Source organism: Aminobacter sp. P9b, assembly GCF_045345995.1.
Classification (GTDB): domain Bacteria; phylum Pseudomonadota; class Alphaproteobacteria; order Rhizobiales; family Rhizobiaceae; genus Aminobacter; species Aminobacter niigataensis.
The window spans coordinates 289,760-314,170 of record NZ_CP150082.1 but is presented as its reverse complement, the minus strand read 5'-3'; the positions used below and the strand labels follow the sequence as shown (position 1 = coordinate 314,170).

The window sequence follows — 24,411 nt, the reverse complement described above, 5'->3', positions numbered from 1 at the left end:
CCCGCGTCATTTGCGGGCGTCGATGAAATGCTGCTTCAGTTTGGCGATGTCGCCAGGCGCCCAGTCCTTGATGTCGGCGACCTGCATCCAGGCATCGATGTAGTGCTCGGCGGCATAGACGTGGCCATGGCCGATAGGTGCGGTGGTGGCCATGGCGATGTCGAGCGTCAGCTGCAGGAAGGTGACGACCGGATACCAGCGCAACTCGGGCGAAACGTCGGGCCCGCGCGGGGTCTTCATCCAGTCCGGCTCGCGGTAGAGCGAACGGGGCTCGTAAAAGACGATCGGATCGCTAGCGTATTGCAGGTAGACGAGGCGCAGCGGGCCCCATGTGGCGCCCGGAATGTCGAGCGCGTTCTCCTGGGAAGTGAAGCGGACATAGGAGCCGTCGCGGAACGCAGGCAGCCATTCCGGCGTGCCGGGATTGCGGTCGTCGGTGATCGAGCGCCAGATGCGGCTGGCGAAGGGCGGTCCGCTGAGCAGGGCGCCCTGATAAGGATCGCCAAGGACCTCGAACAACTCGTTGGAAAGCTCGGTGCTCAAGGCGCCGAGGCTGAGGCCGAACAGGTAGAGCTTCGGCCGTGTTTCCTTGGGCAGGGTGCGCCAATGGCCGTAGACCTCGGAGAACAAAGCGCGCGACTGGTCGGCGCCGTAGCCGGGCTCGACCAGCAGCGACAGCCAGCTGGCGAGATAGGAATATTGCGTGGCGACGCTGGCGACGTCGCCGTTGTGCAGGAACTCGATGGGGTCGATGGCCTGTTCGTCGACCCAGCCGGTGCCGGTGGGCGTGACGATGACGAGCGTCGAGCGTTCGAAGCCGCCGGCGCGCTTGAGCTCCTCCAATGCGAGCCTGGCGCGCTGTTGCGGCGTGCTGCCCGATTGAAGCCCGACATAGACGCGGACCGGCGCCATGGCCGGCTTGCCGGTGAGATTGCCGATGTCTGCGGCGCTCGGGCCGGTGGCGATGTAGGAGCGGCCCATGCGGCCGAGATCCTGCCAGCGGACCAGGGATGCGGCGCTGCCGGTCTTGCCGGGCTCGGTCGGCTGCTGCGTCTCCGGCGGCATCAGGGCGTCGAGGCGCTGGAACGAACTGTCCATCACGCGCAGCCCGTAACGGAAGATGATGCCGTCGGCCGCCGACCAGAATAGAAGCACCGCAATGGTGGTGCCGATGACGTAGGACACACGCGTCGGCACGAAACGGCGAAGCTTTTCGGAGACGAAGATCAGCGTCAGCTTGAACAGCCGGCCAAGCGCCACGAGCACGATGAAGGTGACGAGCGCGATGGCGCCGACTTCGAGCGGGTGGGCGGTGTCGACAGGGTCGAGCTTCATCAGGCTGCGAATCGAATTCTGCCATTCCGAGGCGCGCCACAGGAACACCAGGCCAACGATGCCGCAGGCGACGGCGGCGACAAGCTTGCCGCCGATCAGGATGCGCGCCTTGAGTTCGGGCAGTTCGAGGTAGCGCCATAGCCAGCGCAGGAAGAAGCCGCAGCCATAGCCGACGGCGGCGGAAAGGCCCGAGAGCACGCCCTGGGTCAGGTAGTTGCGCGGGATCAGCGTCGGGGTCAGCGACGCGGCGAAGAACAGCGTTCCCAACAGCAGACCGGTGGTCGAAAACGAATACCAGTACCTGACGACCCAGTTCCGCAGCATCTTCAGTGCCCCTCATGCCATTCCGGGGGCAACTTGCCCCGAGCCCGGCGTGCAGGCAATGGCACAGCGTCCAAATCTGTGGGGAGGGTTGGGCCGGCTGCATCCAGCGCCAAGCGCGCTGGTGGGTGGATCGTTCGGCAAGCTCACGACTCATCAAGTGGGCTACTGACGTGTCGCTCCTGTGAGCAAGGCATCCGGAACCGGCGCCGCTTGCCGAAGCACGAAGAAGCGGAACCAATGGCGCGGCAGAGGCTACGTCCTCTCATCGACACCCGTCACGTCACCACGATGGGTTCCGTCACCAGAAATCCTTGTGATCGTTTACGATCTCTTCTTCGAGTTCAGGGATTGGGCCACGGATCGCTACATGGCGCCGACCGGCGGCGAACACCTGGTGACAGCTCAGATCGAGGGTCAGATTCTCCGGGTTGTCCCCAGTCAGCTCGGCCAACCGCCTTTCGCTGAGTCCGTAGACCACGGTGCCGATGCCAGCCCAGTAACAGGCCCCGGCGCACATGCAGCACGGCTCGACCGAGGTTACCAGCGTGCATCTCTCGAGAAAGGTCGGGTCGTATTGCTGCGCGGCCGCGCGGGCTACGTTTGCCTCTGCGTGGCCAACGCCGCGATCCTGCGCGTAGGTGTTGCCCGATGAAAGGAGCACGTCGCCCTCCGGCCCGACCAGGAGCGCCCCGAAGGGATGATTGCCGCTTGCCCGGCTCTCGGTGGCGATCTCGACGGCGAGACGTAGATATTCGGTATCGCTCCTCATGGCTGCCTCCCTGGGATGCCCATTGTTGACCCGTCGCCGCGCACTGTCACCCCTCCGAATCTCGTCGGAGCCGATGGATCGCTCACCGCCCTGCGGCGAGCGCCTTTTGAACGCCTGCTAGACGCCGATGCCCCTCGCCTTGAGCGCTTCCGTGATCTCGTCGAGGATGGCGGGATCGTCGATGGTGGCAGGCATCTTCCAGTCCTCGCGGTCGGCGATCTTCTGCATGGTGCCGCGCAGGATCTTGCCGGAGCGCGTCTTGGGCAGACGCTTGATGGTGACGACCGTCTTGAAGGCGGCAACCGGGCCGATGCGGTCGCGGACCAGGCCGACGACCTCCTTCTCGATGGCGCCGGTGTCGCGGGCAACGCCGGAATTGAGCACGATGAAGCCGCAAGGGATCTGGCCCTTCATGGCATCGGCGATGCCGATGACGGCGCATTCGGCGACGTCGGGGTGTTCGGCCACGACCTCCTCCATGCCGCCGGTCGACAGGCGGTGGCCGGCGACGTTGATGATGTCGTCGGTGCGGGCCATGATGAAGAGGTAGCCGTCATCGTCGACGAAGCCGGCATCGGCCGTCTTGTAGTAGCCGGGGAACTCGGCCAGGTAGGCGTTGAAGAAACGCTCGTCGGCATGCCACAGCGTCGGCAGGCAGCCGGGCGGCAGGGGCAGCTTGACCACGACATTGCCGAGCGTGCCGCGCCCGACCTCATGGCCGGCATCGTCGAGCACGCGCACGTCGTAGCCCGGCATCGGCACGCAGGGCGAGCCGTACTTGACCGGCAGCAGGCCGAGCCCGACGGGGTTCTGGCTGATCGGGTGGCCGGTCTCGGTTTGCCACCAATGGTCGATGACCGGCACGCCGAGTTTCAGCTCGGCCCATTTGATGGTTTCGGGGTCGGCGCGCTCGCCGGCGAGGAACAGAGTGCGGAATTTCGACAGGTCGTATTGCGGCACGAAGGTGCCTTGCGGGTCTTCCTTCTTGATGGCGCGGAAGGCGGTTGGCGCGGTGAACAGGGCGACGACCCCATGTTCCGAAATGACACGCCAGAACGTGCCGGCGTCGGGCGTGCCGACGGGCTTGCCCTCGAACAGGATGGTGGTGGCGCCGTGCAGCAGCGGGGCATAGACGATGTAGGAGTGGCCGACGACCCAGCCGACGTCGGAGGCGGCCCAGAACACCTCGCCCGGCTTGACGCCGAATTCGTTTTCCATCGTCCATTTGAGCGCGACCATGTGGCCGCCATTGTCGCGGACGACGCCCTTGGGCTGGCCGGTGGTGCCGGAGGTGTAGAGCACGTAGAGCGGATCGGTGGCGAGAACCGGCACGCATTCGACCTTGCGGCCGGCGGCCTTGGCCGCGCCGACGGCCGCGGTGTAGTCGAGGTCGCGGCCGGGGATGAGGTCGCAGGTCAGCTGCGGCCGTTGCAGGACGATGCAGTGCTCCGGCTTGTGGGTGGCGAGTTCGATGGCGCCGTCGAGCAGCGGCTTATAGGCGATGACGCGGCCCGGCTCGATGCCGCAGGAGGCGGAGATGATCAGCTTCGGCGTGGCGTCGTCGATGCGGGTGGCGAGTTCCTTGGCGGCAAAGCCGCCGAACACCACCGAATGGATGGCGCCCAGGCGGGCGCAGGCGAGCATGGCGAAGGCGGCTTCGGCGACCATAGGCATGTAGATGATGACGCGGTCGCCCTTGCCGACGCCCTGGTCGGCGAGCACGGCTGCCAGCGCGTTAACCTCGGCGAGAACGCCGGCATAGGTGAACTTCTTCTGGGTGCCGGTGATCGGGCTGTCGTGGATGAGGGCCACCTGCTCGGCGCGGCCGCCCTGGACATGGCGGTCGAGCGCATTCCAGCAGGTATTGCACTCGGCGCCGGAGAACCACTGGCCGTAGACGCCGCCCTCGGCATCGAAGACCTTGTCCCAGGGCTTGAACCAGTCGATGGCGCCTGCAGCCTCGGCCCAGAACGCCTCGGGGTTGCTGACCCAACCGTCATAGACCTCGTGATAGCGAGATGGCATGGCGTCTCCTTCCCAGGATGTCGGCCCTTCAGGGCGTCTCGTTGGCTAGCCTTGTACCCGCGTTGCCGACGGGGCGTCCATTTGACCTTGGTTTAAGTGCCGGCCAGCAAACCCCATTTCGACCGATATTCCGATGCGGTTTTGCGCACTTCGGGTATTCGCCCGGTGTAGTGCGTCCTTTGGCGCGGGCTCGGTTGCATGGCGGCAACGATAGCAGATTGCCGGCTGCACTTTGACAGGGGCGCGCGAAGTTGATCAAAGGCTGCATGTCGAAGGCGCTGTCGCTCATCATCCTGGCCATCATGGCCATCCAGATCCTCAAGCCGCTTGGCCTGCCGGGACTGAGGCAGCGCCGTGATTTCTGGAAGCTGGCCGTGCTGGCGCTGGCCGCGATCTCGATCACGGCGCTGCTCGGACACTAGAAAGCCGGGGCGAGGCCCTGCCATGAAATGTGCGCGCCGAGCAGGGCGAGTCCGGCAAAGAACCAGCGCCTGAAGGTTTCCGGCTCGACGCGGCCGCGCAGCCAGCCACCCAGCCACATGCCAGCCAGTGCCGGAACGATGGCGTATGCGGATGTGCCGACCGACTGGAGCGGCACGGCATCGTTCCACCACAGGCCGATGCCGAGGGCGATCGTCGAGACCGTGAACGACAGGCCCAGGGCCTGCACGAGATCGTCGCGGCCAAGGCCGAGCCCGCCGAGATAGGGCACGGCCGGAATGACAAAGACACCGGTGGCGCCAGTCATCACTCCGGTCGCCGCACCGACGACCGGGCCTGCCCACGGCTCGGCCCAGCCGGGCACTGCCATACGCAGCCTGAGCAGGCCGAGGGCGGCATAGGCGAGCAACACCAGGCCGAGCCCCGCTGTGACGATGGCGGTGTAGCTGCTGGTGATGAGGCCGGTGGAGGCCAGGGTGGCAGCGAAGACGGCAAGCATCATCGGCCAGAGGCGGCGCAGTAACGCAGAGATATCGGGGCCGGCCAGCAACTGCCAGACATTGGTGACGAAGGAGGGCAAGAGCAGGATGGCCGCCGCCTCGGCCGGCAGCATCACCAGCCCGAGCAGCCCCATCGCAACGGTCGGCAGTCCGAGGCCGACGACACCCTTGACCAGCCCGGCAAGGACGAAGACCGCACCGATGACGATGAAGAGCAGATATGGCTCCGGCATGGCGGCGAGGATGCATCGTCACCATGGGTGCGGGCAAGAGCCGATGCGATAGCGATGGGGGGCCCGCCGGGGCAAAACCCCATCCCAACCCCAGCGGGCCTTACCTGATTTGAAACAAATCAGGCTCCGGCCATCGCCGGCTAGCCATGCCATGCACGCGGCGTGCCAGCCGGATCTGTGCCGGAATGGGACGTTGCCCGGATCGGCGTGTCCGGCCCGCTGGACTTGCCGGCTGCATGCCGGTACGACGGCCGAATGAAGCAGAACACTCTCTACCTCATCATTGGCGCCCTGGCCGTGGCCGTGATTGCTCTTGGCGTCTACATCTTCCGCGAAGAGACCAAGCCCAAGGGCGTCGAGCTGCGCATCGACGAAACGGGCATTTCGGTCCAGGAAAACTAGGCACCGTCCCGTCGGGCCGTGCCGGGACGCGACCTGGCTGGATGGAACGCTCCGCCGCTTCATGTGTTGTCTCATGACGAGACAAACCTGGAAGCTGCGATGTTCGAGCTACTGCAAAACCTGCTTGCTGCGGCCTTCCACGGAAAGCCGGTCGACGAAGCCCGTGACGGGGTTTTAGAGGATGTGACCGGCAGCGCGGCCAGCGAACGCCTGCATCGCGACCTGGATACGTGCTTTCAAGCAATACACGAGCAGATTGCCGGGGGACCGCGATGAACGATCGCCTGGGTATCCCCGACCCGATGCCGTCGGGCGCGTGCGGCGACAGGCAGGTTGTGTTCCGGGGCGTATCGCCCTAGAGCCTTTCCATCCCCGAGATCGGGATGGAACAGGCTCTAGCCTGTTGTGTGGGCATGGTCTTTTTCCGAGTCGGTTTCCCGTAGGCGGAGCTTCGGTTCGGGATCATGCTCCAGGCAGGCATGACCAAGAAAGGATACTCATGGCCAGACCGACCAACTACAATCAGGAACGTAGGGACCGTGATCGCGCCAAGGCCGAGAAGCAGGCCGCGAAGCTTGCGGCCAAGGCCGAAGCCAAGGAGCGCAAGTCCGGGACAGAGGCCGAAACGACCCCTGAAGCGGAAACCGAACTTTCGGTGGGTTTGAAGCCGGACTGAGGTTGGGAACACCCTGAACCGGCATCGAGAGCGACGAGCTTCCTTACGGCTGACGCGCCGGCGATCAGTCCTTGTCGCTGATCAGGACGTTGGCGTCGCGCACGGCTGCGATGAAAGCACGCCGCGCGGCCATGACCGGCCTTTCGCCCGACAGCGCATCCGAGCATGCCTGAAGGGCGGCGCGGTGCTTGGGGCCGCGCTTGCCGGGCCAGTTGTTGAGCAGGAAGGCCGACGCCTCCTTGGCTGTGCGGAGGATGAGCGGGGTGCCGGCCGGATCGCTCTTTACGGTGACGGGTGTTTCAAATCTGATATTTTCCATGGCTGCTCATACGCCAAACCGGCGGGGGAAGCGAGGCACGTAACAACTGGGGATGCACAGGCTTGCTTGTTGCGGCCGCCGCGCTGTTGGATCATGCCAGATTGACGGAACGCGAGCTTCCGTCAACTGTGAAAATAGCCGCGAACGGGCGGGCGGGAAATACAATGGACACCGGCGGTGCGGCACAGGTCTGGTTCGGACCACAGACGATGGGCGCCATGGTGGTGGCACTGGTGGTCTATGTATTCGGCTCGTTCCTTGCCGTTGCGGTGCTGGCCGTGGCCGCCGATGCCTTTGCCTTCGCGATCGACTGGCTGCTTGGCGGTGTCCGGCCCAACGTCATCCAGCTCGTCGGCTCCGTGCTCGGCGCTGTTGCCGGCATCTGGGCGGCGCGGCTCGCCTGTGACCTGACGTTCGACGCCTACCGGCCGCGCGCCGTCTTCTGGATGTTCGTGGTCGTGCTGACCATGACGACGGTGAGTCGGTTTTCGCTGCCATTCACGACGACGCAGGCGATACTGGGGGCACAGTACGTGATCGCCCTAACGGCGGCGCTCCACTATTTCTGGCGCGAGCGGGCGCCGCTTGGCGTGGCGACGGAATTGATACGCTCGGATTGAGACAGGGTATTCCGTGCGCGCCGCGCCAGACCGCCGAGCCCCACGAGAGGGAAGAATGAACAGCAAACTGATACTGCCTGCGGCTCTTGGGCTTTTGGCTGCCGTGGCTGCTCCAGCATCTGCCGAGGGCGACCGCTACCAGGCTTTCAGCAACACCGCCGAAAGTATCACCGGCGATATTTCCATGGATGATTTCAGCATCACCTTCGCCAATGGCGAATCCCTGACGTTCGCGGCCCTACTGGGCGACCATTTCGTCGTCGCCGGAGAGCGGGTCAATGCGTCGGTCTACAGCATCGAGGATCCCTCGGACCCCGAACTGGAGAACGGCAACCGGCTGTGCGGCGCGGGCGACGTGACCTACCTGGCGAACTGGGCCGGCGGCGAAGGCCTGACGATTGTTGCGGTGTTTACCGGCGACGAGCCACCGGAGAGCAGCGACGACATGTGCGCGTCGTATACTTATCAGGATTGAGGTTTTTGGGGGGCGCTGGGTTCGCTTTCGGCCCCTCGACACGCCGCGCTTGCGATGATTTGCTGAGAAACCACCAGAGCTTATTCCCGCTTCGTCTAATGGTAGGACACCGCCTTTTGAAGGCGTGAATCGTGGTTCGAGCCCATGAGCGGGAACCAGGCTGCCGTCCCTCGACAAACAAAAAGCCCCGGATCGCTCCGGGGCTTTTTCGCATTCTTGCCTGAAGGCTTGGCTTACGCCGCCTTTTCCAGCCCGGACTTCCACTGGCCGAGGGCGGCCAGGTGGTTCATGTGGGCGCGGTGGGTGAAGGCGGCCTGGCCAGCACCGAGGTTCTCGGTCTTGCCCGACCATGCCTTCTGCGGCGCTGCCTGCAGCGCGCGGCCGTAGGAGAAGGTCAGCTTCCACGGATGCGGGCCAATCGCGTTGATGGCGTTCAGGTTGGCGGTGGCCTCCTCGTCGGACTGGCCGCCCGACAGGAAGGCGATGCCCGGGACCGCAGCCGGAACCGTCTCGCGGAACAGCTTGATGGTCTTTTCGGCGATCTCTTCGGCGCTAGCCTGCCTGGCGGCCTTCTTGCCCGAGATGACCATGTTCGGCTTGAGGATGGTGCCCTCGAGCACGACGCGGGCGGCGTAGAGCTCGTCATAGAGCTTGACCAGCGTCGCCTTGGTGACGTCGTAGCAGGTGTCGATGTCGTGGGCGCCGTCCATCAGCACTTCCGGCTCGACGATCGGCACGATGCCGGCTTCCTGGCAGAGCGCGGCATAGCGGGCGAGCGCCTGGGTGTTGGCCGAGAGCGAATAGGCCGACGGCACGTTCCTGGTCGTGTCGATGTCGATCACGGCCCGCCATTTGGCGAAGCGGGCACCGAGCTTGTAGTACTCGGCCATGCGTTCGCGCAGGCCGTCGAGGCCTTCGGTGATGGTGTCGCCGGGGAAATTGACGATCGCCTTGGCGCCGGCGTCGACCTTGATGCCGGGAATGGCGCCGGCGGCCTTGATCAGCTCAACCAGCGGGGTGCCGTCGGCGGCGCTCTGGCGAATGGTCTCGTCGTAGAGGATGACGCCCGAAATATACTTGGTCATCGCTTCGGTGGTGCGGAACATCATCTCGCGATAGTCGCGGCGGCTGTCGGCCGTCGACTCGACGCCGATGACGTCGAAACGCTTCTTGATGGTGCCGGAGCTTTCGTCCGCAGCCAGAATGCCCTTGCCACCCGCCACCATGGCGACTGCGATGTCTTCGAGACGTTCGCTCATACAAATACCTCCATAACAGATGCACCGGGCGCATAGCAGAAGCGTCCCGGGAACGGAATGCCGGGGGGTAGCCTATAACCGATTGAAATTATTTCAATCGGTTTAGGGCGCATCGCTCTTCGGACGAGGCTGGCCTGCAAACGGCCGTGCCCTGCGCTTCCGGTGCTCACGTACCAAATGTACGTTCCGCTCCGGTTCTCGGTCACGACCATTTTCGGCACAGCCTGGCCCGAAGCCCGGCACGCCCTTGGCGCTCGGCATCCGCGGCTCAGGCCTTGAGTACTTCGACGCCGGGCAGTTCCTTGCCTTCCATCCATTCGAGGAAGGCGCCGCCGGCGGTCGAGACATAGGTGAAGTCGTCGGCGACGCCGGCATGGTTGAGGGCGGCCACCGTGTCGCCGCCGCCGGCGACGGAGACCAGCTTGCCGGCCTTGGTGCGGGCGGCAGCGTGCCGGGCGGCGGACACCGTCGCCTTGTCGAAGGGCTCGATCTCGAAGGCGCCGAGCGGGCCGTTCCAGACCAGCGTTGCGGCGCGATCGATCCACTCATTGATCGTAGCAACGGTCTTTTCGCCGACGTCGAGGATCATGGCATCGGCCGGCACGGCGTCGATGGCGACGGTCTCGTTGGCGGCGCCCGCCTTGAATTCGCGGGCAATGACACCGTCCGACGGCAGGATGATGGCGCAGCCTGCGCCTGCGGCCTCGATCATGATCTGCTTGGCGGTGTTCGCGAGGTCGTGCTCGCACAGCGACTTGCCGACATCGGTGCCGCGCGCGGCGAGGAAGGTGTTGGCCATGCCGCCGCCGATGACCAGCGCGTCGACCCTCTTCACCAGGTTCATCAGCAGGTCGATCTTGGTCGAGACCTTGGCGCCGCCGACGATGGCGACGACGGGCTTGACGGGGTTGCCGAGGCCCTTTTCCAGCGCCTCGAGCTCGGCCTGCATGGTGCGGCCGGCATAGGCCGGCAGCTTGTGGGCGAGGCCCTCGGTGGATGCATGGGCCCGGTGGGCGGCCGAAAACGCGTCGTTGACGAAGATGTCGCCATTGGCGGCGAGCTGTTCGACGAAGGCCGGGTCGTTCTTTTCCTCGGCCTTGTAGAAGCGGGTGTTTTCGAGCAGCAGGACGTCGCCGTCCTTCATGGCCGACACCGCAGCGGCTGCCTTCTCGCCGATGCAGTCGGCAGCGAAGCCGACCGGGCGACCGATGACCTCGGCGGTGGCGGTAGCGATGGGTGCCAGCGACAGCGCCGGGTCGGGGCCGTCCTTGGGGCGGCCGAAATGGGCGAGCAGGATGACCCTGGCGCCCTTGCCGGAAAGCTCGGTGATGGTGGGGGCGACACGCTCGATGCGAGTGGCGTCGGAAACCTTGCCGTCAGCCATGGGGACGTTGAGGTCGACGCGGACGAGAACCCGCTTGCCGGCGACGCTGCCGATGTTGTCGAGGGTCTTGAAGGCGGCCATGGGGTTTCCCTTTCCCTTTTGGAGATCGCGCGGACCATACCCAGCGTCAGCGCGGATGCAAGGTTTGTGGGGGTTGGGGGGCGGAAAATAGTGGGGTGGGGCGTTTGGGGCGGGACGCCGACGTCCTCCCTCCCCCTTGTGGGGAGGGATACAGGGTGGGGATATTTGGAACCTATGCCTGGGGCAATTACCCCCACCCCCTAACCCCTCCCCACAAGGGGGAGGGGGATTGCAGCCTCACGCGTCTTCGGGCAGGCCCTCGGATGTGGTCGCCGATGCCTCTGGCTTGGCTGCTTTGCGCGGAGAGCGGGCGAAGAAGCGCCGGAGGCGGTCGCTGATCTCGCCGGCGCTGAGGAAGACCGGAACCGTCGGCGGAGGCGGGGCGGGTTCGATCGACAGGCCGACCGAGACGATGCGGCCCTTTTCGTCGACGTCGCGGACGATCAGGTCGATCAGGCCTAGGGAGACGCGGTCGGCATATTCGACATGGCCGCGCAGCCGCTGCGTGATCAGGTCGGCGATGGTGAGCTTGCGCTCTTCTTCCCTGATGGCGGCGCCGTAGACTGCTTCGAGTTCGCCGGCGAGATGGGTCTGGTCGACGGTGAAGGCGCCGAAGAAATCCTCGTCCTCGGCATCGACCTCGGCGCGGCTGGCGAACAGCCGGTCTAGCAGGCGCGGATAACGGTCGGGCACGAAAATGTAGACGTTGTCGCCGGCCTGCAGGCGGCCCATGTCCTGGAAGCGCATTGAGCGGCCGTCGCGCACGACCAGCGATGGCCGCGCCCAGCGCGGGATGCGCTGGCCCTTGGCGACGGGTGATCCAGGGACGACGCGATAGGCAAGCAACTCGTGATGGGCGGAGCCGGGCAGTTCGAGCTCGACCTTGTCGAGCGGGCCGTAGCGCTGCGGCACGATGAGGCCGAGACGGCGGGCGAGCGGTCCGACCGTCCAGCCCTGGATGACCAGCGAGGTCAGCACGATGATGAAGGCGATGTTGAAGATCGCCCGGCCGTTCTCCAGCCCGCCGAGCAGCGGCGTGATGGCAAGCAGGATGGAGACCGCGCCGCGCAGGCCGACCCAGGAGATGAAGGCGGTTTCCTGGCGCGGGATGTTGAACGGGATGAGGCAGAGCCAGACCGCGACCGGTCGGGCGACGAACATCAGGAACAGGCCGAGCACGAGCGCCGAGACCAGGATCGCGGGGAACTGCGAGGGCGTGGCGAACAGGCCGAGCACCAGGAACATGATGATCTGGGCGAGCCAGGACATGCCGTCCTGGAAGCGCTTCAAGGTGGAGACGGCGCGGATGTCGGAATTGCCGGCGACAAGGCCGGCAAGATAGACGGCGAGGAAGCCTGAACCGCCGACGGCGCCGGCGGCGGCGAAGACCAGCAGCGACAGCGTGAGCACGAAGATCGGCAGCAGGCCGCGGTCGAGGTTGAGCCGCTCGACCAGCTTGACGATCAGGAAGCCGCCGAGCAGGCCGATGGCCGCGCCCAGGATCATCTGGACGACGAAGCCGACGACGAGATCGACAAGCAGCAGGTCGGCATCGGGCTTGGCGCCGAGCGCGATGATCTCGACCAGGGTGATGGTCAGGAAGATGGCGATCGGGTCGTTGGTGCCGGACTCGATTTCGAGCGTCGAGCGGACGCGCTCGCGCAGGTTGATGTTGCCGGCGCGCAGGAGGAAGAACACCGCGGCCGCGTCGGTGGAGGCGACGGCAGCGCCGAGCAGGAAAGATTCGAGCCAGGTGAAGCCGGTCAGATAATAGGCGGCGATGCCGAAGATGACCGTGGTGATGCCGACGCCGATGGTTGCCAGCGTGAGCGCCGGCAGGCCGGCCTGGCGCAACACGCCGACCGATGTGCCGAAGCCGGAATCGAACAGGATGACGGCCAGCGCTATGGCGCCAACGAAATAGGCGATGTGGGCATTGTCGAAGACGATGCCGAGGCCGTCGACGCCGGAGCCGAGGCCGATGCCAAGGAAAAGCAGCAACAGCGGGGCGCCGAAGCGGAAGGCGATCAGGCTCGAAAACGCCGCGGCCACCACCAACGCGGTGCCGACCAGCGTGACTAGATATACCGCCTGTTCCATGCCGACCCGCCCGCGAAGCTGCTTCTAGCTGCGTCGGTGGAGAGTGCGGCGAAGAAAAGGCCATGTGCAAGCAAGAATGGATTTTTGCCGGCTTGGACCAAAGTTTTTTGCATTGCGGCAGAATGAAAACGCCCGGCCGAAGCCGGGCGTTGCCAATGGGTTAGCTTGCCGCCCAAGTCGGGCGGCTGCAATCAGCCGATGGTACGGCCCATGACGACGGCGGTGTCGGCCATGCGGTTGGAGAAGCCCCACTCATTGTCGTACCAGGACATGACGCGGACGAGGTTGCCCTCGATGACCTTGGTCTGGTCGAGCGCGAAGGTCGACGAGGCCGGGTTGTGGTTCATGTCGATGGAAACCAGCGGCTCGTTGGTGAAGGCGAGGACGCCCTTGAGCGGGCCGTTGGCGGCGGCGACGAGCACCGCGTTGACCTCGTCGACGGTGACGTTCTTCTTCGACACGAACTTGAAGTCGATGCACGAGACGTTGGGGGTCGGCACGCGGATCGAGACGCCGTCGAGCTTGCCCTTGAGTTCCGGCAGGACCAGGCCGACGGCCTTGGCTGCACCGGTCGAGGTCGGGATCATCGACATTGCCGCTGCACGGGCGCGGTAGAGGTCCTTGTGCATGGTGTCGAGGGTCGGCTGGTCGCCGGTGTAGGCGTGGATCGTGGTCATGAAGCCCTTTTCGATGCCGAAGGCATTGTTGAGGACCATGGCGACGGGGGCCAGGCAGTTGGTGGTGCAGGACGCATTCGAGATGACGATGTGGTCCTTGGTGATCTGGTCGTGGTTGACGCCGTAGACCACGGTCAGGTCGGCACCGTCGGCAGGCGCCGAGACGATGACGCGCTTGGCGCCGGCGGCCAGATGAGCCGAGGCCTTGTCCTTCGAGGTGAAGATGCCGGTGCATTCGAGCGCGATGTCGACGCCGAGTTCCTTCCACGGCAACTGCGAGGGGTCCTTGATCGCGGTGACCTTGAAGCTGTCGCTGCCGATGTTGATGGAATCGCCTTCGACCTTCACTTCGTGCGGGAAGCGGCCATGCACGCTGTCGTAGCGCAGCAGGTGGGCGTTGGTCTCGACCGGGCCGAGGTCGTTGACGGCAACGACGTCGATGTCCTTGCGGCCCGATTCATAGATCGCACGCACGATGTTGCGGCCGATGCGGCCGAAACCATTGATGGCAACTCTTACGGTCATGTCTGATCCTCCTGGGGGAACGTCTTAAGCCTGAAGCCGAGCCTTGGCAGCCTGGGCGGCTGCCTCGGCGGTGATGCCGAAATGCTTGTAGAGGTCTTCGATCGGGGCGCTGGCGCCGAAGCCGTGCATGCCGATGAAGATGCCGTCGGTGCCGATGAAGCTGTCCCAGCCCATGCGGATGCCGGCCTCGATGGCGATCTTGACCTTAGCGTTGCCGATCATCGCCTTGCGGTACTCGGGGCTCTGCTTTTCGAACAGCTCGAAAGCAGGCACCGAAACGACGCGGGTCGGGTGGCCGGCGTCCTGCAGCAGCTTGCGGGCACCGAGCGCGATCTCGACCTCGGAACCGGTGGCGAAGATGGTGACTTCGGCATCGCCCTCGGCGGTGGCCAGTTCGTAAGCGCCGTAGCCGCAGAGGTTTTCCTCGACGAACTCGGTGCGCACGGCCGGCAGGTTCTGGCGAGTGAGCGCCAGCGTCGAGGGGGTGGTGCGGTTTTCGAGCGTCAGCTGCCAGCATTCGGCGGCTTCGGTCGCGTCAGCCGGGCGGAAGACGATGTGGTTGGGAATGGCGCGAAGTGCTGCGAAGTGCTCGACCGGCTGGTGCGTCGGGCCGTCTTCGCCGAGACCGATCGAATCGTGGGTCATGACGAAGCCGACGCGGATGCCCATGAGGGATGCCAGGCGCATCGCCGGACGGGCATAGTCGGAGAAGCACAGGAAGGTGCCGGAGTAGGGGATGACGCCGCCATGCAGCGCCATGCCGTTCATGGCTGCCGCCATGCCGTGCTCGCGGATGCCGTAGTGGACGAAGCGCTGGCCGTAGTCTTCGGCCGAGATTGGCTTGGTCTGGCTGGTCTTGGTGTTGTTGGAGCCGGTGAGATCGGCCGAGCCGCCGATGGTCTCGGGCACGACGCCGTTGATGACCTCAAGCGCCATTTCCGACGACTTGCGGGTGGCGACCTTCGGCTTGTCGGCGGCGAGCTTCTTCTTGTACTCGGCGATGGTGGCGTCGAAATTGGCCGGCAGGTCGCCGCGCATGCGGCGCTCGAACTCGGCGCGAACTTCGGTTTCGGCCTCGGCGAGACGCTTTTCCCAGTCGTTGCGCTTCTTGGCCGAGTTGAGGCCAGCGAGACGCCAGGCGTCGAGGATGTCCGAGGGGACTTCGAAGGCCGGGTAGTCCCAGCCGAGCGCCTTGCGGGTGGCTTCGATTTCGGCAGCGCCGAGCGGCGAGCCATGGACCTTGTTGGTGCCGGCCTTGGCAGGCGAGCCGAAGCCGATGGTGGTCTTGGCGGCGATCAGGGTCGGACGATCGGAACGCTTGGCGACCTCGATGGCGCCGGCAATGGCCTCGGGGTCGTGACCGTCGATGGCAATCGTATTCCAGCCGGACGCTGCGAAGCGGGCGAGCTGGTCGGTCGAGTCGGCGAGCGAGATCGGGCCGTCGATCGAGATGTTGTTGTGGTCCCAGAAGACGATCAGCTTGTTGAGCTTGAGGTGACCGGCAAAGGACAGCGCTTCCTGCGAGATGCCTTCCATGAGGCAGCCGTCGCCGGCGAGCACGTAGGTGTAGTGGTCGACCAGCTTGTCGCCGAACTGGGCATTCATGATGCGTTCGGCGAGCGCCATGCCAACCGCGTTGGCGAGGCCCTGGCCGAGCGGGCCGGTGGTCGTCTCGATGCCGGCGGCGTGGCCGTATTCGGGATGGCCGGCGGTCTTGGAGCCGAGCTGGCGGAAATTCTTGATCTCGTCGAGCGTGATGTCCTCGTAGCCCGAGAGATAGAGCAGCGAGTAGAGCAGCATCGAGCCGTGGCCGGCCGACAGCACGAAGCGGTCGCGGTCGTGCCAGTGCGGATTGGCCGGATCATGCTTGAGGAAGCGCGTGTAGAGCACGGTTGCGACGTCGGCGGCGCCCATCGGCAGGCCGGGGTGGCCGGAATTGGCCTTCTCTACGGCATCGATGGACAGAAAGCGGATCGCATTGGCCATCCGGTCGTGTTTTTCGCGCGAGGACATCGTCCCTCCCATAACCCTTGGAAAGTGGGGCAGTGGGAGCCCCGGAAAAGTGCGCGACACATAGCAGGCATAGGGCTTGAGTCAATAAATCGGTGCGTTTTCGCACCCCCATTGCGGCGCCAAGTCACGCCTGCGTGCCTTTCCGATATTCGCGCTCATGCGGTTATTGGGGGAAAGGGCTAACAGCTTTGTTGACGCCTCCTTCAACCGGTGCCTAATGTTTCACGCATAACGCGTTCTGAAACGTGCGCGATTCGGTGATGGGCGAGGGTCTACGGGAGCCATGACCGGGGATACGACACTCAGGGAAGTCATTGGCCGGCTTGGCAGGGCGATCGAGACGCTCGAAAGTGCGGTCGCTGCTCGGCTCGAGCACGAGCAGGACTACGGCGAGGCCGAAGCCGAGGTTCAGCGCATGAATGCCGACCGTGCCCGCCTGGCGCAGGAGCTCGACAATTCCGAAGCCCGCGCCGAAAGGCTGGAAGAAGCCAACAAGGAAGTCTCGCGGCGGCTCGTGACCGCCATGGAGACGATCCGCGCCGTTCTGGACAGGTAGGATGGAGATGGCGCAAGTCACTGTTACCATCGACGGCAAGCAATATCGCATGGCCTGCGACGAAGGGCAGGAAGAGCATCTGATCGATCTCGCCAACCGCTTCGACCGCTACGTGCTGCACCTCAAGGACTCTTTCGGCGAAATCGGCGACCAGCGGCTGACGGTAATGGCCGGCATCATGGTGATGGACGAGCTTTCCGAGCTGCAGAAGCGCGTCAAGGGCATGGAGACCGAGGTCCTGACGCTGCGCAAGACGCGCGACGACGCGCTGACCAAAGCCGACAAGAACGACGCAGCGCTGACCGGCGCGCTGGGCTCGCTGGCCGAGCGCATGGAACAACTGGCGCTGAGTTTGGTGAAGAAGGGTTAGGGACGGGCTTCCACCTTCGGGGGAAAGTGGAGACCAAAACGAAAAACGCGCCGGTTTTGCCGGCGCGTTTTTTTGTTGGTGAAGCCTACAGGATCAGGCGTCGATGGTGCGGAGCGCCTGGGCCTGCTTCTTGGCGGCGGCCTTGACCGCGTCCTGGACCTTTTCGAAGGCACGGACCTCGATCTGGCGGACGCGCTCGCGGGAGATGTCGAACTCGGCCGAAAGCTCTTCCAGCGTCAGCGGCTCGTCGGAAAGACGGCGTGCCTCGAAGATGCGCTTTTCGCGGTCGTTGAGCACCGACATGGCGCTGGCGAGCATGCCGCGGCGGTTGTCGAGTTCGTCCTGCTCGATGAGCATGGTTTCCTGGCTGTCGTGGTCGTCGACCAGCCAATCCTGCCATTCGCCCGACTCGCCTTCGCTGGCGCGGATCGGCGCGTTGAGCGAGGCGTCGCCCGACAGGCGGCGGTTCATCGACACCACCTCGGCCTCGGAGACGTTGAGGCGGGTTGCGATCTCGGTGATGTGCTCGGGCTTCAGGTCGCCGTCGTCGAGCGCCTGGATCTTGCCCTTGACCTTGCGCAGGTTGAAGAACAGCCGCTTCTGGTTGGCGGTGGTGCCCATCTTGACCAGGCTCCACGAGCGTAGGATGTATTCCTGGATCGAGGCCTTGATCCACCACATGGCGTAGGTGGCGAGGCGGAAGCCACGCTCCGGCTCGAATTTCTTGACGGCCTGCATCAAGCCGACATTGCCTTCCGAGATGACTTCGCCGATGGGCAGGCCATAGCCGCGATAGCCCATGGCGATCTTGGCCACGAGACGCAAATGGCTGGTGACCAGCTTGTGGGCGGCGGTGGTGTCCTCATGCTCATTGTACCGCTTGGCGAGCATGTACTCTTCCTGCGGCTGGAGCATCGGAAAGCGGCGGATTTCTTCCAGGTAGCGGCTGAGGCCGCCTTCGCCGGAGACGATACTGGGTAGTGACTGGGCCATATAGCGCCCTCCCTCTGCACGAGAAATGCCCCCTGATCCAGGCGAGCATGTGGCGCGGCTGCCGAATGCACTGTCGCGCCATGGGTTTTATACAGGAACAAAACCGGAAAAGACACGATTTGTTCAATGCGAAACAGTGTGTCACGCCAAAGTGAACAATGCGAGTCAGGTTTTCTGATCGGAGGTTCAGAGATTCCGAAAGCCTTCGACCAACTCCCCCATGTCGCGAGGCAAAGGCGCCTCGAACCGCATGATCAGATGGGTAGCCGGGTGGCGAAATGCAAGGAGCCTGGCGTGCAAAGCCTGGCGCGGAAACGCCTGGACGGCGGATTTCAGCGGCTCGGGCAGGCGGTTGGACTTGGTGCGGAAGGCCTGGCCGTAGTCGGGATCGCCGACGACGGGGTGGCCGATATGGGCCATGTGGACGCGGATCTGGTGGGTGCGGCCGGTTTCCAGCCGGCACTCGACCAGGCTGGCGGCGGCAAACTCCGCCTGCCCGGTGCCGAAGCGCTCCAGCACGGTGAAGTGGGTGATGGCATGGCGGGCGTCGTCGCGATGCTCGGGCACGACGGCGCGGCGGACACGGTCGGCATGGCGGCCGAGCGGCGCATCGATGGTGCCGGTCAGCCGCTGCGGGATGCCCCAGACGAGTGCGTCATAGGCACGTTCGAGGTCGCCGGTACGGCCATGGTCGGCGAAGGCCTCCGACAAGGACTTGTGGGCGCGGTCGGTCTTGGCGACGACCATGACGCCCGACGTCTCCTTGTCGAGGCGGTGGACGATGCCCGGCCGCTTGACGCCGCCGATGCCCGACAGGCTGTCGCCGCAATGGTGGATCAGGGCGTTGACCAGCGTGCCGGTCCAGTTGCCGGCGCCGGGATGGACGACGAGGCCGGCAGGCTTGTTGATGACGATCAGCTCGTCGTCCTCGTAGAGGATGTCGAGGGCGATCGCCTCGCCTTCGGGCTCCGCCGGCTCAGGCTCGGGCATGTCGATGGCAATCTGTTCGCCTGGAGCGAGCTTGCGCTTGGCTTCATTGACGACCTTGCCGGCAACGCGAACAGCGCCCTGTTTGATCAGCGCCTGGACACGGCTGCGCGACAGTTCGGGCGCGAGGCGAGCGGCCAGCCACTGGTCGAGCCGCAGGCCTGCGGCATCGGCGTCGGCTTCGAGCACTATCAAAGTGCCTGTCGCTTCGCTATCTGATGCGCTCATACCAATTGTTCCGGAAATTTTGCCATGTCTCGGCCCGCCATTGAAGAAGAAGACAAGCCGCTCGACCCGTCGGTTGAGCGCGTCCGCAGGAAACTCATCCGCTTCTTCATCATCAATTTGGGGCTGTTGTTCATCGCCCTTATGGCCGTCATTGGCGGCGTTGTCTACAAATCGCGGACGGCGCCACCCGCTGCCGCGGTTGCGGGCGGCGAGATTGCCGTGCCGGCGGGCAGCCAGCTGACCGGTGACATCATCCTGCCCGCTGGCGCAAAGATCGTGTCGCAGGCGCTATCCGGCAACCGCATCTCTATCGACGCCGAACTCAGCGACGGCAGCCGATCGATCTTCGTCTACGACATTGCCCAGCGCCGGCTGATCGGCCAGTTCGCGGTCAAGGCGCAGTGAGCGGATTTCCTGCCTCCGGGCGGAAGGTTGCCACCGTTGCGGTGGTGGTCGCTGACTATGACGCCGCGATCGCCTGGTACGGCGAAAAACTCGGCTTCGTGCTTGTCGACGACGTCGATCTCGGCGGCGGCAAGCGCTGGGTGACGGTCGAGCCGGGCGGCGGGCAGGGGGCGCGGCTGCTTCTGGCCAAGGCCGACGGCGCCGCACAAGCGGCCGCGATCGGCAACCAGACCGGCGGGCGGGTATTCCTGTTCCTCGAGACCGACGATTTTGCCCGCGACCACGCGCTGATGCTGGCCAACGGCGTCGAATTTCGCGAAACGCCGCGCCACGAGGCCTATGGCACGGTTGCGGTATTCGCCGATATCCACGGCAATCTGTGGGATCTGATCGAACCGAAGAGAGCCCGTTCGTAAATCCGCCCTGCCGGTCATCTGACGCGGCTTGCTGCGCTTCCGGTGCTCACGTACTATTAGTACGCTTCGCTCCGGTTCTCGAAATCCGAGCCATATGCCTCGGCATGACGAATTTTCAAACAGACTCTTCACGAAAGGGCTGTTGCTTTTTCGAAAACGCCAGCCTATATCGCCGATCTCGGCTGCGCCCATCGTCTAGCGGTCAGGACACCGCCCTCTCACGGCGGGAACAGGGGTTCGATTCCCCTTGGGCGTACCAAGTTTTCCAAGCATTTGCTTTACTTCGGGCCTGGGCCGTCAAATGACGGTGAAACAAGGCTCCCAAGCTGGCGCTCGTGATCGTGTCGCCCTTGCTCGCATCGGCCATCATCGATGTTCATCGTTGCCGATGGACGGAGCGCTTCATGTCATGACCCCCGAAGCGCCGAAAGACGCTTCGAGGTGCTGTCGACGGTCATTCACTTGGTTTTCGCTGCCTGCTCGATGATGGCGGCAACGGTGTCGGGCTTCGAGACATAGACGGCATGGCTGCCTGCCGTTTCGGTGACGGTCGCACCCGCACGCTCTGCCATCATGCGCTGCGCGGCTGGCGGGATCATGCGGTCGTCGGAGGCGACCAGGTAGTAGCTGGGCTTGGACTTCCAGGCCGGATCGGTGACTGCGCCGGCCAGCGCTTCGACACCCCACGGAACCTGCGAGTCGGCCATGAAGGACGCCACATCGGCGTCAACATCAGCGGCGAAGGAGGCCGCGAACTTGGCCTTGTCGAGGAAGAGGAATCCATCGACGGGCGGCAGGATCGGCGGCACGGGCGCACCGGCAGGCGGATTGGCAATCAGCGAGGAAACGGACTCGCCCTTATCAGGTGTGAAAGCGGCGATGTAGACGACGGCCTTCACCTTTTCGTCCGTGCCGGCTTCACTGATGACGACGCCACCATAGGAGTGGCCGACGAGAACGACCGGGCCGTCCTGCCCGGCAATCGCGCGCTTCGTAACGGCCACGTCGTCGGCCAGCGAGGTCGTCGGGTTCTGGACGATGGTGACATTGTAGCCGTCCTTCTTCAGGATGTCGTAGACGCCCTGCCAGCCCGAACCGTCGACGAAACCACCATGGACGAGAACGACGTTCTTTGCGCCCGCCGGCTGTGCAGCGGCGGGGGTGAGAGCGGTTGCGGCCAGTGCAAGTGTTGCGGCTGCGGCTGTGATGAGGGTGTTGGTCATTTTTGGCATCTCCTTGTGTTTGCCGCGACAATCGTTATCGCGATAATCATCGTGTAAGGCAGCACGCCTCTCTTGTAAAGTGATTTCTTTATCGCGATATCATTTTCTGTGGTAAGGGCCGTCCAAGCCACCAGATGGAGACCAAAATGGCCAACGACCCCGTGCTGCCGCTTGATGGCCAGCTTTGCTTTTCAATCTATTCCGCCTCGCTCGCCATCCAGCGGGTCTACAAGCCGATGCTGGACGAGCTTGGCGTCACCTACACGCAGTACCTGGTGCTGAGCACCTTGTGGGAGCGCAACGGGCTGACGATCGGCGCAATCGCTGACCGGCTGGCGCTGGAGCCAAGCACGATCACACCAGCGGTCAAGCGGCTTGAGGCTGCAGGCTTCGTGGCCCGTCAACGCAGCACGACAGATGAGCGGCAGGTGCAGGTGCAACTGAGCGAGAAGGGCGCTGACCTTCACGCCAGGACGGGCTGCCTGACATCGGCACTGCTGCACAATTCGGGCTTTACGGTGCCCGACATGATAGAACTGAACCGCAAGGTGCAGTTGCTGCGCGACGGCATGCGCAAGGCTGTCGGCACAGCTTCGGCGGCGTAATCCTTCGCCCCTGCAACGCCGCCCTTGGCATGTGAGCCATGCGGAAGGCAGACGTGCTTGCAGGATCGGCGATCGAGCGCATTCAGTGCGTGGTGGTTAGAAGCTGGCGGTCTCTCTCTGGGTTCATCGACTGAACCGGCATGTGAACGGGCAGGCATGAAGCCTGCCCGACACGTTCATTTGGTCCGGCAGCGGCCGGTCTTGGTGGTTTCCTTGTCACCGTCGTCGTAGGCGATGCCGACTTTCTCGCCGGCCAGGGAGGTGATCGTGCCCTTGTACCACTCGCCGGCGCCCTTGAAGTTGCACTCGACCTTCGTGCCGATCATCCAATCGTAGGGACGAACCTTGCTGAGGCTGGTCGTTTCGCGCTCGTTGTCGTCGTATCGAACGGTAATGGTGTCACCCTGTACCTTTTCGATGACGCCTGCGAACCAATAGCCAGAACCCTTGTAGTTCCCCAGAACCCAGTCACCGGCCGTCTGGGCGCCGGCGGTGCCGACGGTGGCGAGAATGGCGCCTGCAGCCAGTAGAACTGAAACATATCTTTTCAAAATATCACCCTTGGGATTTCACCCCAGCCCCCCATTGAGCTGCCAGCAATGCATATTTGAGCTGATCTGAATGGACGATGAAAATTGCCGCGCCGAGCCCAAATAAACTCGCTGGCGACGGTGCCGAACCACACGCAGCTGAGGCTGTCTCGCGCCAGCCTCAGACCGGCGGGAGAAGTTCGCCCGGACGCGGTACATCCGTCTCGACGGTTCGCCCTGGCGCTCCGGGTTCGGACAGTCCTCGCTCGGTCTCGGTCTCGGTCTCGGTCTCGCGATCGTGGTCGAACTGCCTTGCCTCAGGCAAGGCATGTAGCCAGTTCTCCCTGCGACCAACCCAGAGCTCATACTCCGGCGTCAGATCGGTGGGTACGACGTCAAGGCTGCCAATCATGACTTCGGCCTCGTCGTCGTGGACCCACGTCACGCGGCTGCCGCAGGTCACGCAGAAGCTCCGGTTGCCATATGTGCTGGTCTGGCCCGTTTGTTCGAAAACCGAGATGGGCCAGACGGCATAGGCGGAAAACGCCGAACCGCTGGTCTTGCGGCAATCCGCGCAATGGCAGATTCCCACCCGCAGAGGTTGCCCGGTGACGCGGAACGTGACGGCACGACAGTAGCAGCTGCCAAATCGAACGGTTTCGTCGATACGGTCGTTCATGGCGGGGTTCCTTTCCGGTTCACCCGAAACCTAGCCCGGAAAACGCTTTGGCGAAAAGACGGTTGCATCGGCAGCTCGATACCCGGCTCTACCGGCCGCAGATGCAGAATCTGGGTTAACGCTGCGGCCACGCTGCGCCCAACTCATACGATGGGGTAACGGGGGCGAACGCAGGCAGCTTGAACCGCTGTCGGCAGGCGGATTGCGGAACCTCGCCTGCCGACAGGCGTTGCGTGGGCAAAGGAGAACGCTGCCATGTTTCGAGCGCTAGCACTGCTTATCGTCGGATATGCCGCCTACAGGATGGGTCGGGAGTTCATTGCCAGCGTGCCATCGGACTTCGACCCTGTCCCGGCGCCATCGGCCCAGCGCAAACGTCGCCGCAAGCCGGCCGCGAAGCCAAAGGCCGAGGCCGCGGCGACCGCGCACTGAGGGCGTGCCAGCCTCAACCGGCGGAACGACCTCGCGCATCGCCTCTACTTCAGCTCCATCCACACCGGTGCGTGGTCGCTGGCGTCGTCGCGGCCGCGGATGTCGCGGTCGATGCCGACTGTCTTGAGGCGTTTTGCCATCGGCTTGCTGAGCAGCAGGTGGTCGAGCCGGAGGCCGGCGTTGCGCGGCCATCTGTTCCGGCGGTAATCCCAGAAGGTGTAGACCGCCTCGCCGGGGAAAGCCTTGCGCACCGCATCGGTCCAGCCCTGGGCGAGCAACTGCCGGAAGGCTGTGCGGCTTTCGGGCTGGACGAGCGCGTTGTCGTCGTAGGAACTGGTCGCATAGACATCGAGCGTATCAGGGGCGACGTTGTAGTCGCCGGCGAGTACGACCGGGACGCCGGCGGCCAGCAAGGTCGCCGCATGCGCGTTCAACCGCTCGTGCCAGGCAAGCTTGTAGTCGAATTTCGGGCCTGGCTGCGGGTTGCCGTTGGGGGCGTAGAGCGAGGCGACAAGCACGCCGCCGACTGCCGCCTCGATGTAGCGGCTCTGCGTGTCGCCGGGATCGCCGGGCAATTCCCACTGCGTGACGACAGGTGAGGCATCGCGGGCGAGAATCGCGACGCCGTTCCAGGTCGACTGGCCGCGCCATACTGCGCCATAGCCGGCCGCTTCCAGTGCCGGGCGCGGAAACTGGCTGTCGGTCGCCTTCAATTCCTGCAGGCAGACGACATCGGGTTTCGCTTCGCCCAGCCACGCCAGCAGGTTTCCGAGCCGGCGGTTGACGTTGTTGATGTTGAATGTGGCGATCTTCATCGCGCCGCCGTGGG

27 protein-coding genes and 2 tRNA genes are annotated in these 24,411 nt (G+C 64.5%); 13 read left to right on the top strand and 16 right to left on the bottom strand.

Going from position 1 to position 24,411, the window contains the following annotated elements:
- Positions 1 to 6: 6 nt before the first annotated feature.
- From WHT83_RS01580 to WHT83_RS01570, 3 genes are all read right to left on the bottom strand, one after another.
- On the bottom strand, positions 7 to 1,659 hold the full coding sequence (locus WHT83_RS01580) for an alpha/beta hydrolase (protein WP_406872773.1): 1,653 nt from the start codon (positions 1,657 to 1,659) through the stop codon (positions 7 to 9).
- A gap of 298 nt (positions 1,660 to 1,957) precedes the next feature.
- The gene (locus WHT83_RS01575) at positions 1,958 to 2,428 is read right to left on the bottom strand and encodes a nucleoside deaminase (protein WP_406872772.1); all 471 of its coding nucleotides are present in this window, start codon (positions 2,426 to 2,428) and stop codon (positions 1,958 to 1,960) included.
- 117 nt (positions 2,429 to 2,545) lie between these two features.
- Positions 2,546 to 4,453, bottom strand: a complete 1,908-nt coding sequence (locus WHT83_RS01570; protein ID WP_406872771.1) for a propionyl-CoA synthetase — start codon at positions 4,451 to 4,453, stop codon at positions 2,546 to 2,548.
- A gap of 266 nt (positions 4,454 to 4,719) precedes the next feature.
- Between WHT83_RS01570 and WHT83_RS01565 the strand changes: the two genes are divergently transcribed.
- Positions 4,720 to 4,875 carry a hypothetical protein gene (locus WHT83_RS01565; RefSeq protein ID WP_183262597.1) on the top strand — a complete coding sequence of 52 codons (156 nt, stop codon included), beginning with the start codon at positions 4,720 to 4,722 and terminating at the stop codon, positions 4,873 to 4,875.
- Here the strand turns inward: WHT83_RS01565 and WHT83_RS01560 are convergent.
- A complete protein-coding gene (locus WHT83_RS01560) occupies positions 4,872 to 5,627 on the bottom strand; it encodes a sulfite exporter TauE/SafE family protein (RefSeq protein ID WP_406872770.1) in 756 nt (251 codons plus the stop codon). The two genes, WHT83_RS01565 and WHT83_RS01560, sit on opposite strands and share 4 nt — an antisense overlap.
- Before the next feature lie 255 nt (positions 5,628 to 5,882).
- Between WHT83_RS01560 and WHT83_RS01555 the strand changes: the two genes are divergently transcribed.
- The 3 genes from WHT83_RS01555 (at position 5,883) to WHT83_RS01545 (ending at position 6,705) form a co-directional block, all read left to right on the top strand.
- Positions 5,883 to 6,029 (top strand): hypothetical protein, encoded by a 147-nt coding sequence (locus WHT83_RS01555; RefSeq protein ID WP_108606606.1) that lies wholly within the window; start codon positions 5,883 to 5,885, stop codon positions 6,027 to 6,029.
- Positions 6,030 to 6,128: 99 nt separating this feature from the next.
- On the top strand, positions 6,129 to 6,305 hold the full coding sequence (locus WHT83_RS01550) for a hypothetical protein (protein WP_406872769.1): 177 nt from the start codon (positions 6,129 to 6,131) through the stop codon (positions 6,303 to 6,305).
- Between the two features lie 223 nt (positions 6,306 to 6,528).
- Positions 6,529 to 6,705 (top strand): hypothetical protein, encoded by a 177-nt coding sequence (locus tag WHT83_RS01545; protein WP_318763562.1) that lies wholly within the window; start codon positions 6,529 to 6,531, stop codon positions 6,703 to 6,705.
- A 64-nt stretch (positions 6,706 to 6,769) separates the two neighbouring features.
- Here WHT83_RS01545 and WHT83_RS01540 read toward each other — a convergent pair whose 3' ends face one another.
- Positions 6,770 to 7,024 carry a DUF982 domain-containing protein gene (locus tag WHT83_RS01540; RefSeq protein ID WP_108606607.1) on the bottom strand — a complete coding sequence of 85 codons (255 nt, stop codon included), beginning with the start codon at positions 7,022 to 7,024 and terminating at the stop codon, positions 6,770 to 6,772.
- A gap of 164 nt (positions 7,025 to 7,188) precedes the next feature.
- Here WHT83_RS01540 and WHT83_RS01535 point away from each other — a divergent pair, with 164 nt between their 5' ends.
- The 3 genes from WHT83_RS01535 to WHT83_RS01525 all read left to right on the top strand — a co-directional run bounded on the left by WHT83_RS01535 (position 7,189) and on the right by WHT83_RS01525 (position 8,277).
- Entirely contained in the window at positions 7,189 to 7,644 is a 456-nt protein-coding gene (locus WHT83_RS01535; protein ID WP_108606608.1) for a hypothetical protein, read from the top strand.
- 55 nt (positions 7,645 to 7,699) lie between these two features.
- Positions 7,700 to 8,119 carry a hypothetical protein gene (locus tag WHT83_RS01530; protein WP_406872768.1) on the top strand — a complete coding sequence of 140 codons (420 nt, stop codon included), beginning with the start codon at positions 7,700 to 7,702 and terminating at the stop codon, positions 8,117 to 8,119.
- Between the two features lie 84 nt (positions 8,120 to 8,203).
- Positions 8,204 to 8,277: transfer RNA gene (locus WHT83_RS01525), tRNA-Gln, on the top strand.
- Positions 8,278 to 8,352: 75 nt separating this feature from the next.
- Here the strand turns inward: WHT83_RS01525 and WHT83_RS01520 are convergent.
- The 5 genes from WHT83_RS01520 to tkt all read right to left on the bottom strand — a co-directional run bounded on the left by WHT83_RS01520 (position 8,353) and on the right by tkt (position 16,158).
- The gene (locus WHT83_RS01520; RefSeq protein WP_183262592.1) at positions 8,353 to 9,378 is read right to left on the bottom strand and encodes a class I fructose-bisphosphate aldolase; all 1,026 of its coding nucleotides are present in this window, start codon (positions 9,376 to 9,378) and stop codon (positions 8,353 to 8,355) included.
- Positions 9,379 to 9,646: 268 nt separating this feature from the next.
- Positions 9,647 to 10,843, bottom strand: coding sequence for a phosphoglycerate kinase (locus WHT83_RS01515; RefSeq protein WP_406872767.1), 1,197 nt, complete (start codon positions 10,841 to 10,843; stop codon positions 9,647 to 9,649).
- A 237-nt stretch (positions 10,844 to 11,080) separates the two neighbouring features.
- A complete protein-coding gene (locus WHT83_RS01510) occupies positions 11,081 to 12,943 on the bottom strand; it encodes a potassium/proton antiporter (protein WP_406872766.1) in 1,863 nt (620 codons plus the stop codon).
- A gap of 191 nt (positions 12,944 to 13,134) precedes the next feature.
- Complete coding sequence (gene gap, locus WHT83_RS01505) at positions 13,135 to 14,145, bottom strand: type I glyceraldehyde-3-phosphate dehydrogenase (RefSeq protein WP_108606614.1); 1,011 nt, start codon at positions 14,143 to 14,145, stop codon at positions 13,135 to 13,137.
- A 24-nt stretch (positions 14,146 to 14,169) separates the two neighbouring features.
- Entirely contained in the window at positions 14,170 to 16,158 is a 1,989-nt protein-coding gene (gene tkt / locus WHT83_RS01500; RefSeq protein WP_183262588.1) for a transketolase, read from the bottom strand.
- A 283-nt stretch (positions 16,159 to 16,441) separates the two neighbouring features.
- Between tkt and WHT83_RS01495 the strand changes: the two genes are divergently transcribed.
- Together WHT83_RS01495 and WHT83_RS01490 are read left to right on the top strand one after the other, a co-directional pair.
- Positions 16,442 to 16,714: a DUF4164 domain-containing protein gene (locus tag WHT83_RS01495; protein ID WP_055974268.1), complete on the top strand. Its 273-nt coding sequence runs from the start codon at positions 16,442 to 16,444 to the stop codon at positions 16,712 to 16,714.
- A 7-nt stretch (positions 16,715 to 16,721) separates the two neighbouring features.
- The gene (locus WHT83_RS01490; protein ID WP_108609686.1) at positions 16,722 to 17,084 is read left to right on the top strand and encodes a cell division protein ZapA; all 363 of its coding nucleotides are present in this window, start codon (positions 16,722 to 16,724) and stop codon (positions 17,082 to 17,084) included.
- A gap of 93 nt (positions 17,085 to 17,177) precedes the next feature.
- Here the strand turns inward: WHT83_RS01490 and rpoH are convergent, their stop codons facing one another.
- Both rpoH and WHT83_RS01480 read right to left on the bottom strand, forming a co-directional pair.
- Positions 17,178 to 18,077 carry an RNA polymerase sigma factor RpoH gene (rpoH, locus tag WHT83_RS01485; RefSeq protein WP_108606616.1) on the bottom strand — a complete coding sequence of 300 codons (900 nt, stop codon included), beginning with the start codon at positions 18,075 to 18,077 and terminating at the stop codon, positions 17,178 to 17,180.
- A 186-nt stretch (positions 18,078 to 18,263) separates the two neighbouring features.
- On the bottom strand, positions 18,264 to 19,292 hold the full coding sequence (locus tag WHT83_RS01480; RefSeq protein ID WP_406872765.1) for an RluA family pseudouridine synthase: 1,029 nt from the start codon (positions 19,290 to 19,292) through the stop codon (positions 18,264 to 18,266).
- A 24-nt stretch (positions 19,293 to 19,316) separates the two neighbouring features.
- On the opposite strand from WHT83_RS01480, the gene WHT83_RS01475 reads away from it, so the two are divergent.
- The 3 genes from WHT83_RS01475 to WHT83_RS01465 all read left to right on the top strand — a co-directional run bounded on the left by WHT83_RS01475 (position 19,317) and on the right by WHT83_RS01465 (position 20,372).
- Positions 19,317 to 19,697, top strand: a complete 381-nt coding sequence (locus WHT83_RS01475) for a fimbrial protein (RefSeq protein ID WP_108606618.1) — start codon at positions 19,317 to 19,319, stop codon at positions 19,695 to 19,697.
- Positions 19,694 to 20,113 (top strand): VOC family protein, encoded by a 420-nt coding sequence (locus tag WHT83_RS01470; protein ID WP_318763566.1) that lies wholly within the window; start codon positions 19,694 to 19,696, stop codon positions 20,111 to 20,113. The genes WHT83_RS01475 and WHT83_RS01470 overlap by 4 nt, the downstream gene beginning before the upstream one ends.
- A gap of 184 nt (positions 20,114 to 20,297) precedes the next feature.
- Positions 20,298 to 20,372 (top strand) — tRNA-Glu (locus WHT83_RS01465).
- 199 nt (positions 20,373 to 20,571) lie between these two features.
- Here the strand turns inward: WHT83_RS01465 and WHT83_RS01460 are convergent.
- A complete protein-coding gene (locus tag WHT83_RS01460; protein ID WP_406872764.1) occupies positions 20,572 to 21,336 on the bottom strand; it encodes an alpha/beta hydrolase in 765 nt (254 codons plus the stop codon).
- A 146-nt stretch (positions 21,337 to 21,482) separates the two neighbouring features.
- On the opposite strand from WHT83_RS01460, the gene WHT83_RS01455 reads away from it, so the two are divergent.
- Entirely contained in the window at positions 21,483 to 21,941 is a 459-nt protein-coding gene (locus WHT83_RS01455) for a MarR family winged helix-turn-helix transcriptional regulator (protein WP_406872763.1), read from the top strand.
- A 176-nt stretch (positions 21,942 to 22,117) separates the two neighbouring features.
- Here WHT83_RS01455 and WHT83_RS01450 read toward each other — a convergent pair whose 3' ends face one another.
- The 3 genes from WHT83_RS01450 to WHT83_RS01440 all read right to left on the bottom strand — a co-directional run bounded on the left by WHT83_RS01450 (position 22,118) and on the right by WHT83_RS01440 (position 24,397).
- Positions 22,118 to 22,492 carry a tudor domain-containing protein gene (locus WHT83_RS01450; protein WP_406872762.1) on the bottom strand — a complete coding sequence of 125 codons (375 nt, stop codon included), beginning with the start codon at positions 22,490 to 22,492 and terminating at the stop codon, positions 22,118 to 22,120.
- A gap of 160 nt (positions 22,493 to 22,652) precedes the next feature.
- Positions 22,653 to 23,150, bottom strand: coding sequence for a GFA family protein (locus WHT83_RS01445; RefSeq protein WP_406872761.1), 498 nt, complete (start codon positions 23,148 to 23,150; stop codon positions 22,653 to 22,655).
- 476 nt (positions 23,151 to 23,626) lie between these two features.
- Positions 23,627 to 24,397, bottom strand: coding sequence for an exodeoxyribonuclease III (locus tag WHT83_RS01440; protein WP_108606652.1), 771 nt, complete (start codon positions 24,395 to 24,397; stop codon positions 23,627 to 23,629).
- Positions 24,398 to 24,411 lie beyond the last annotated feature (14 nt).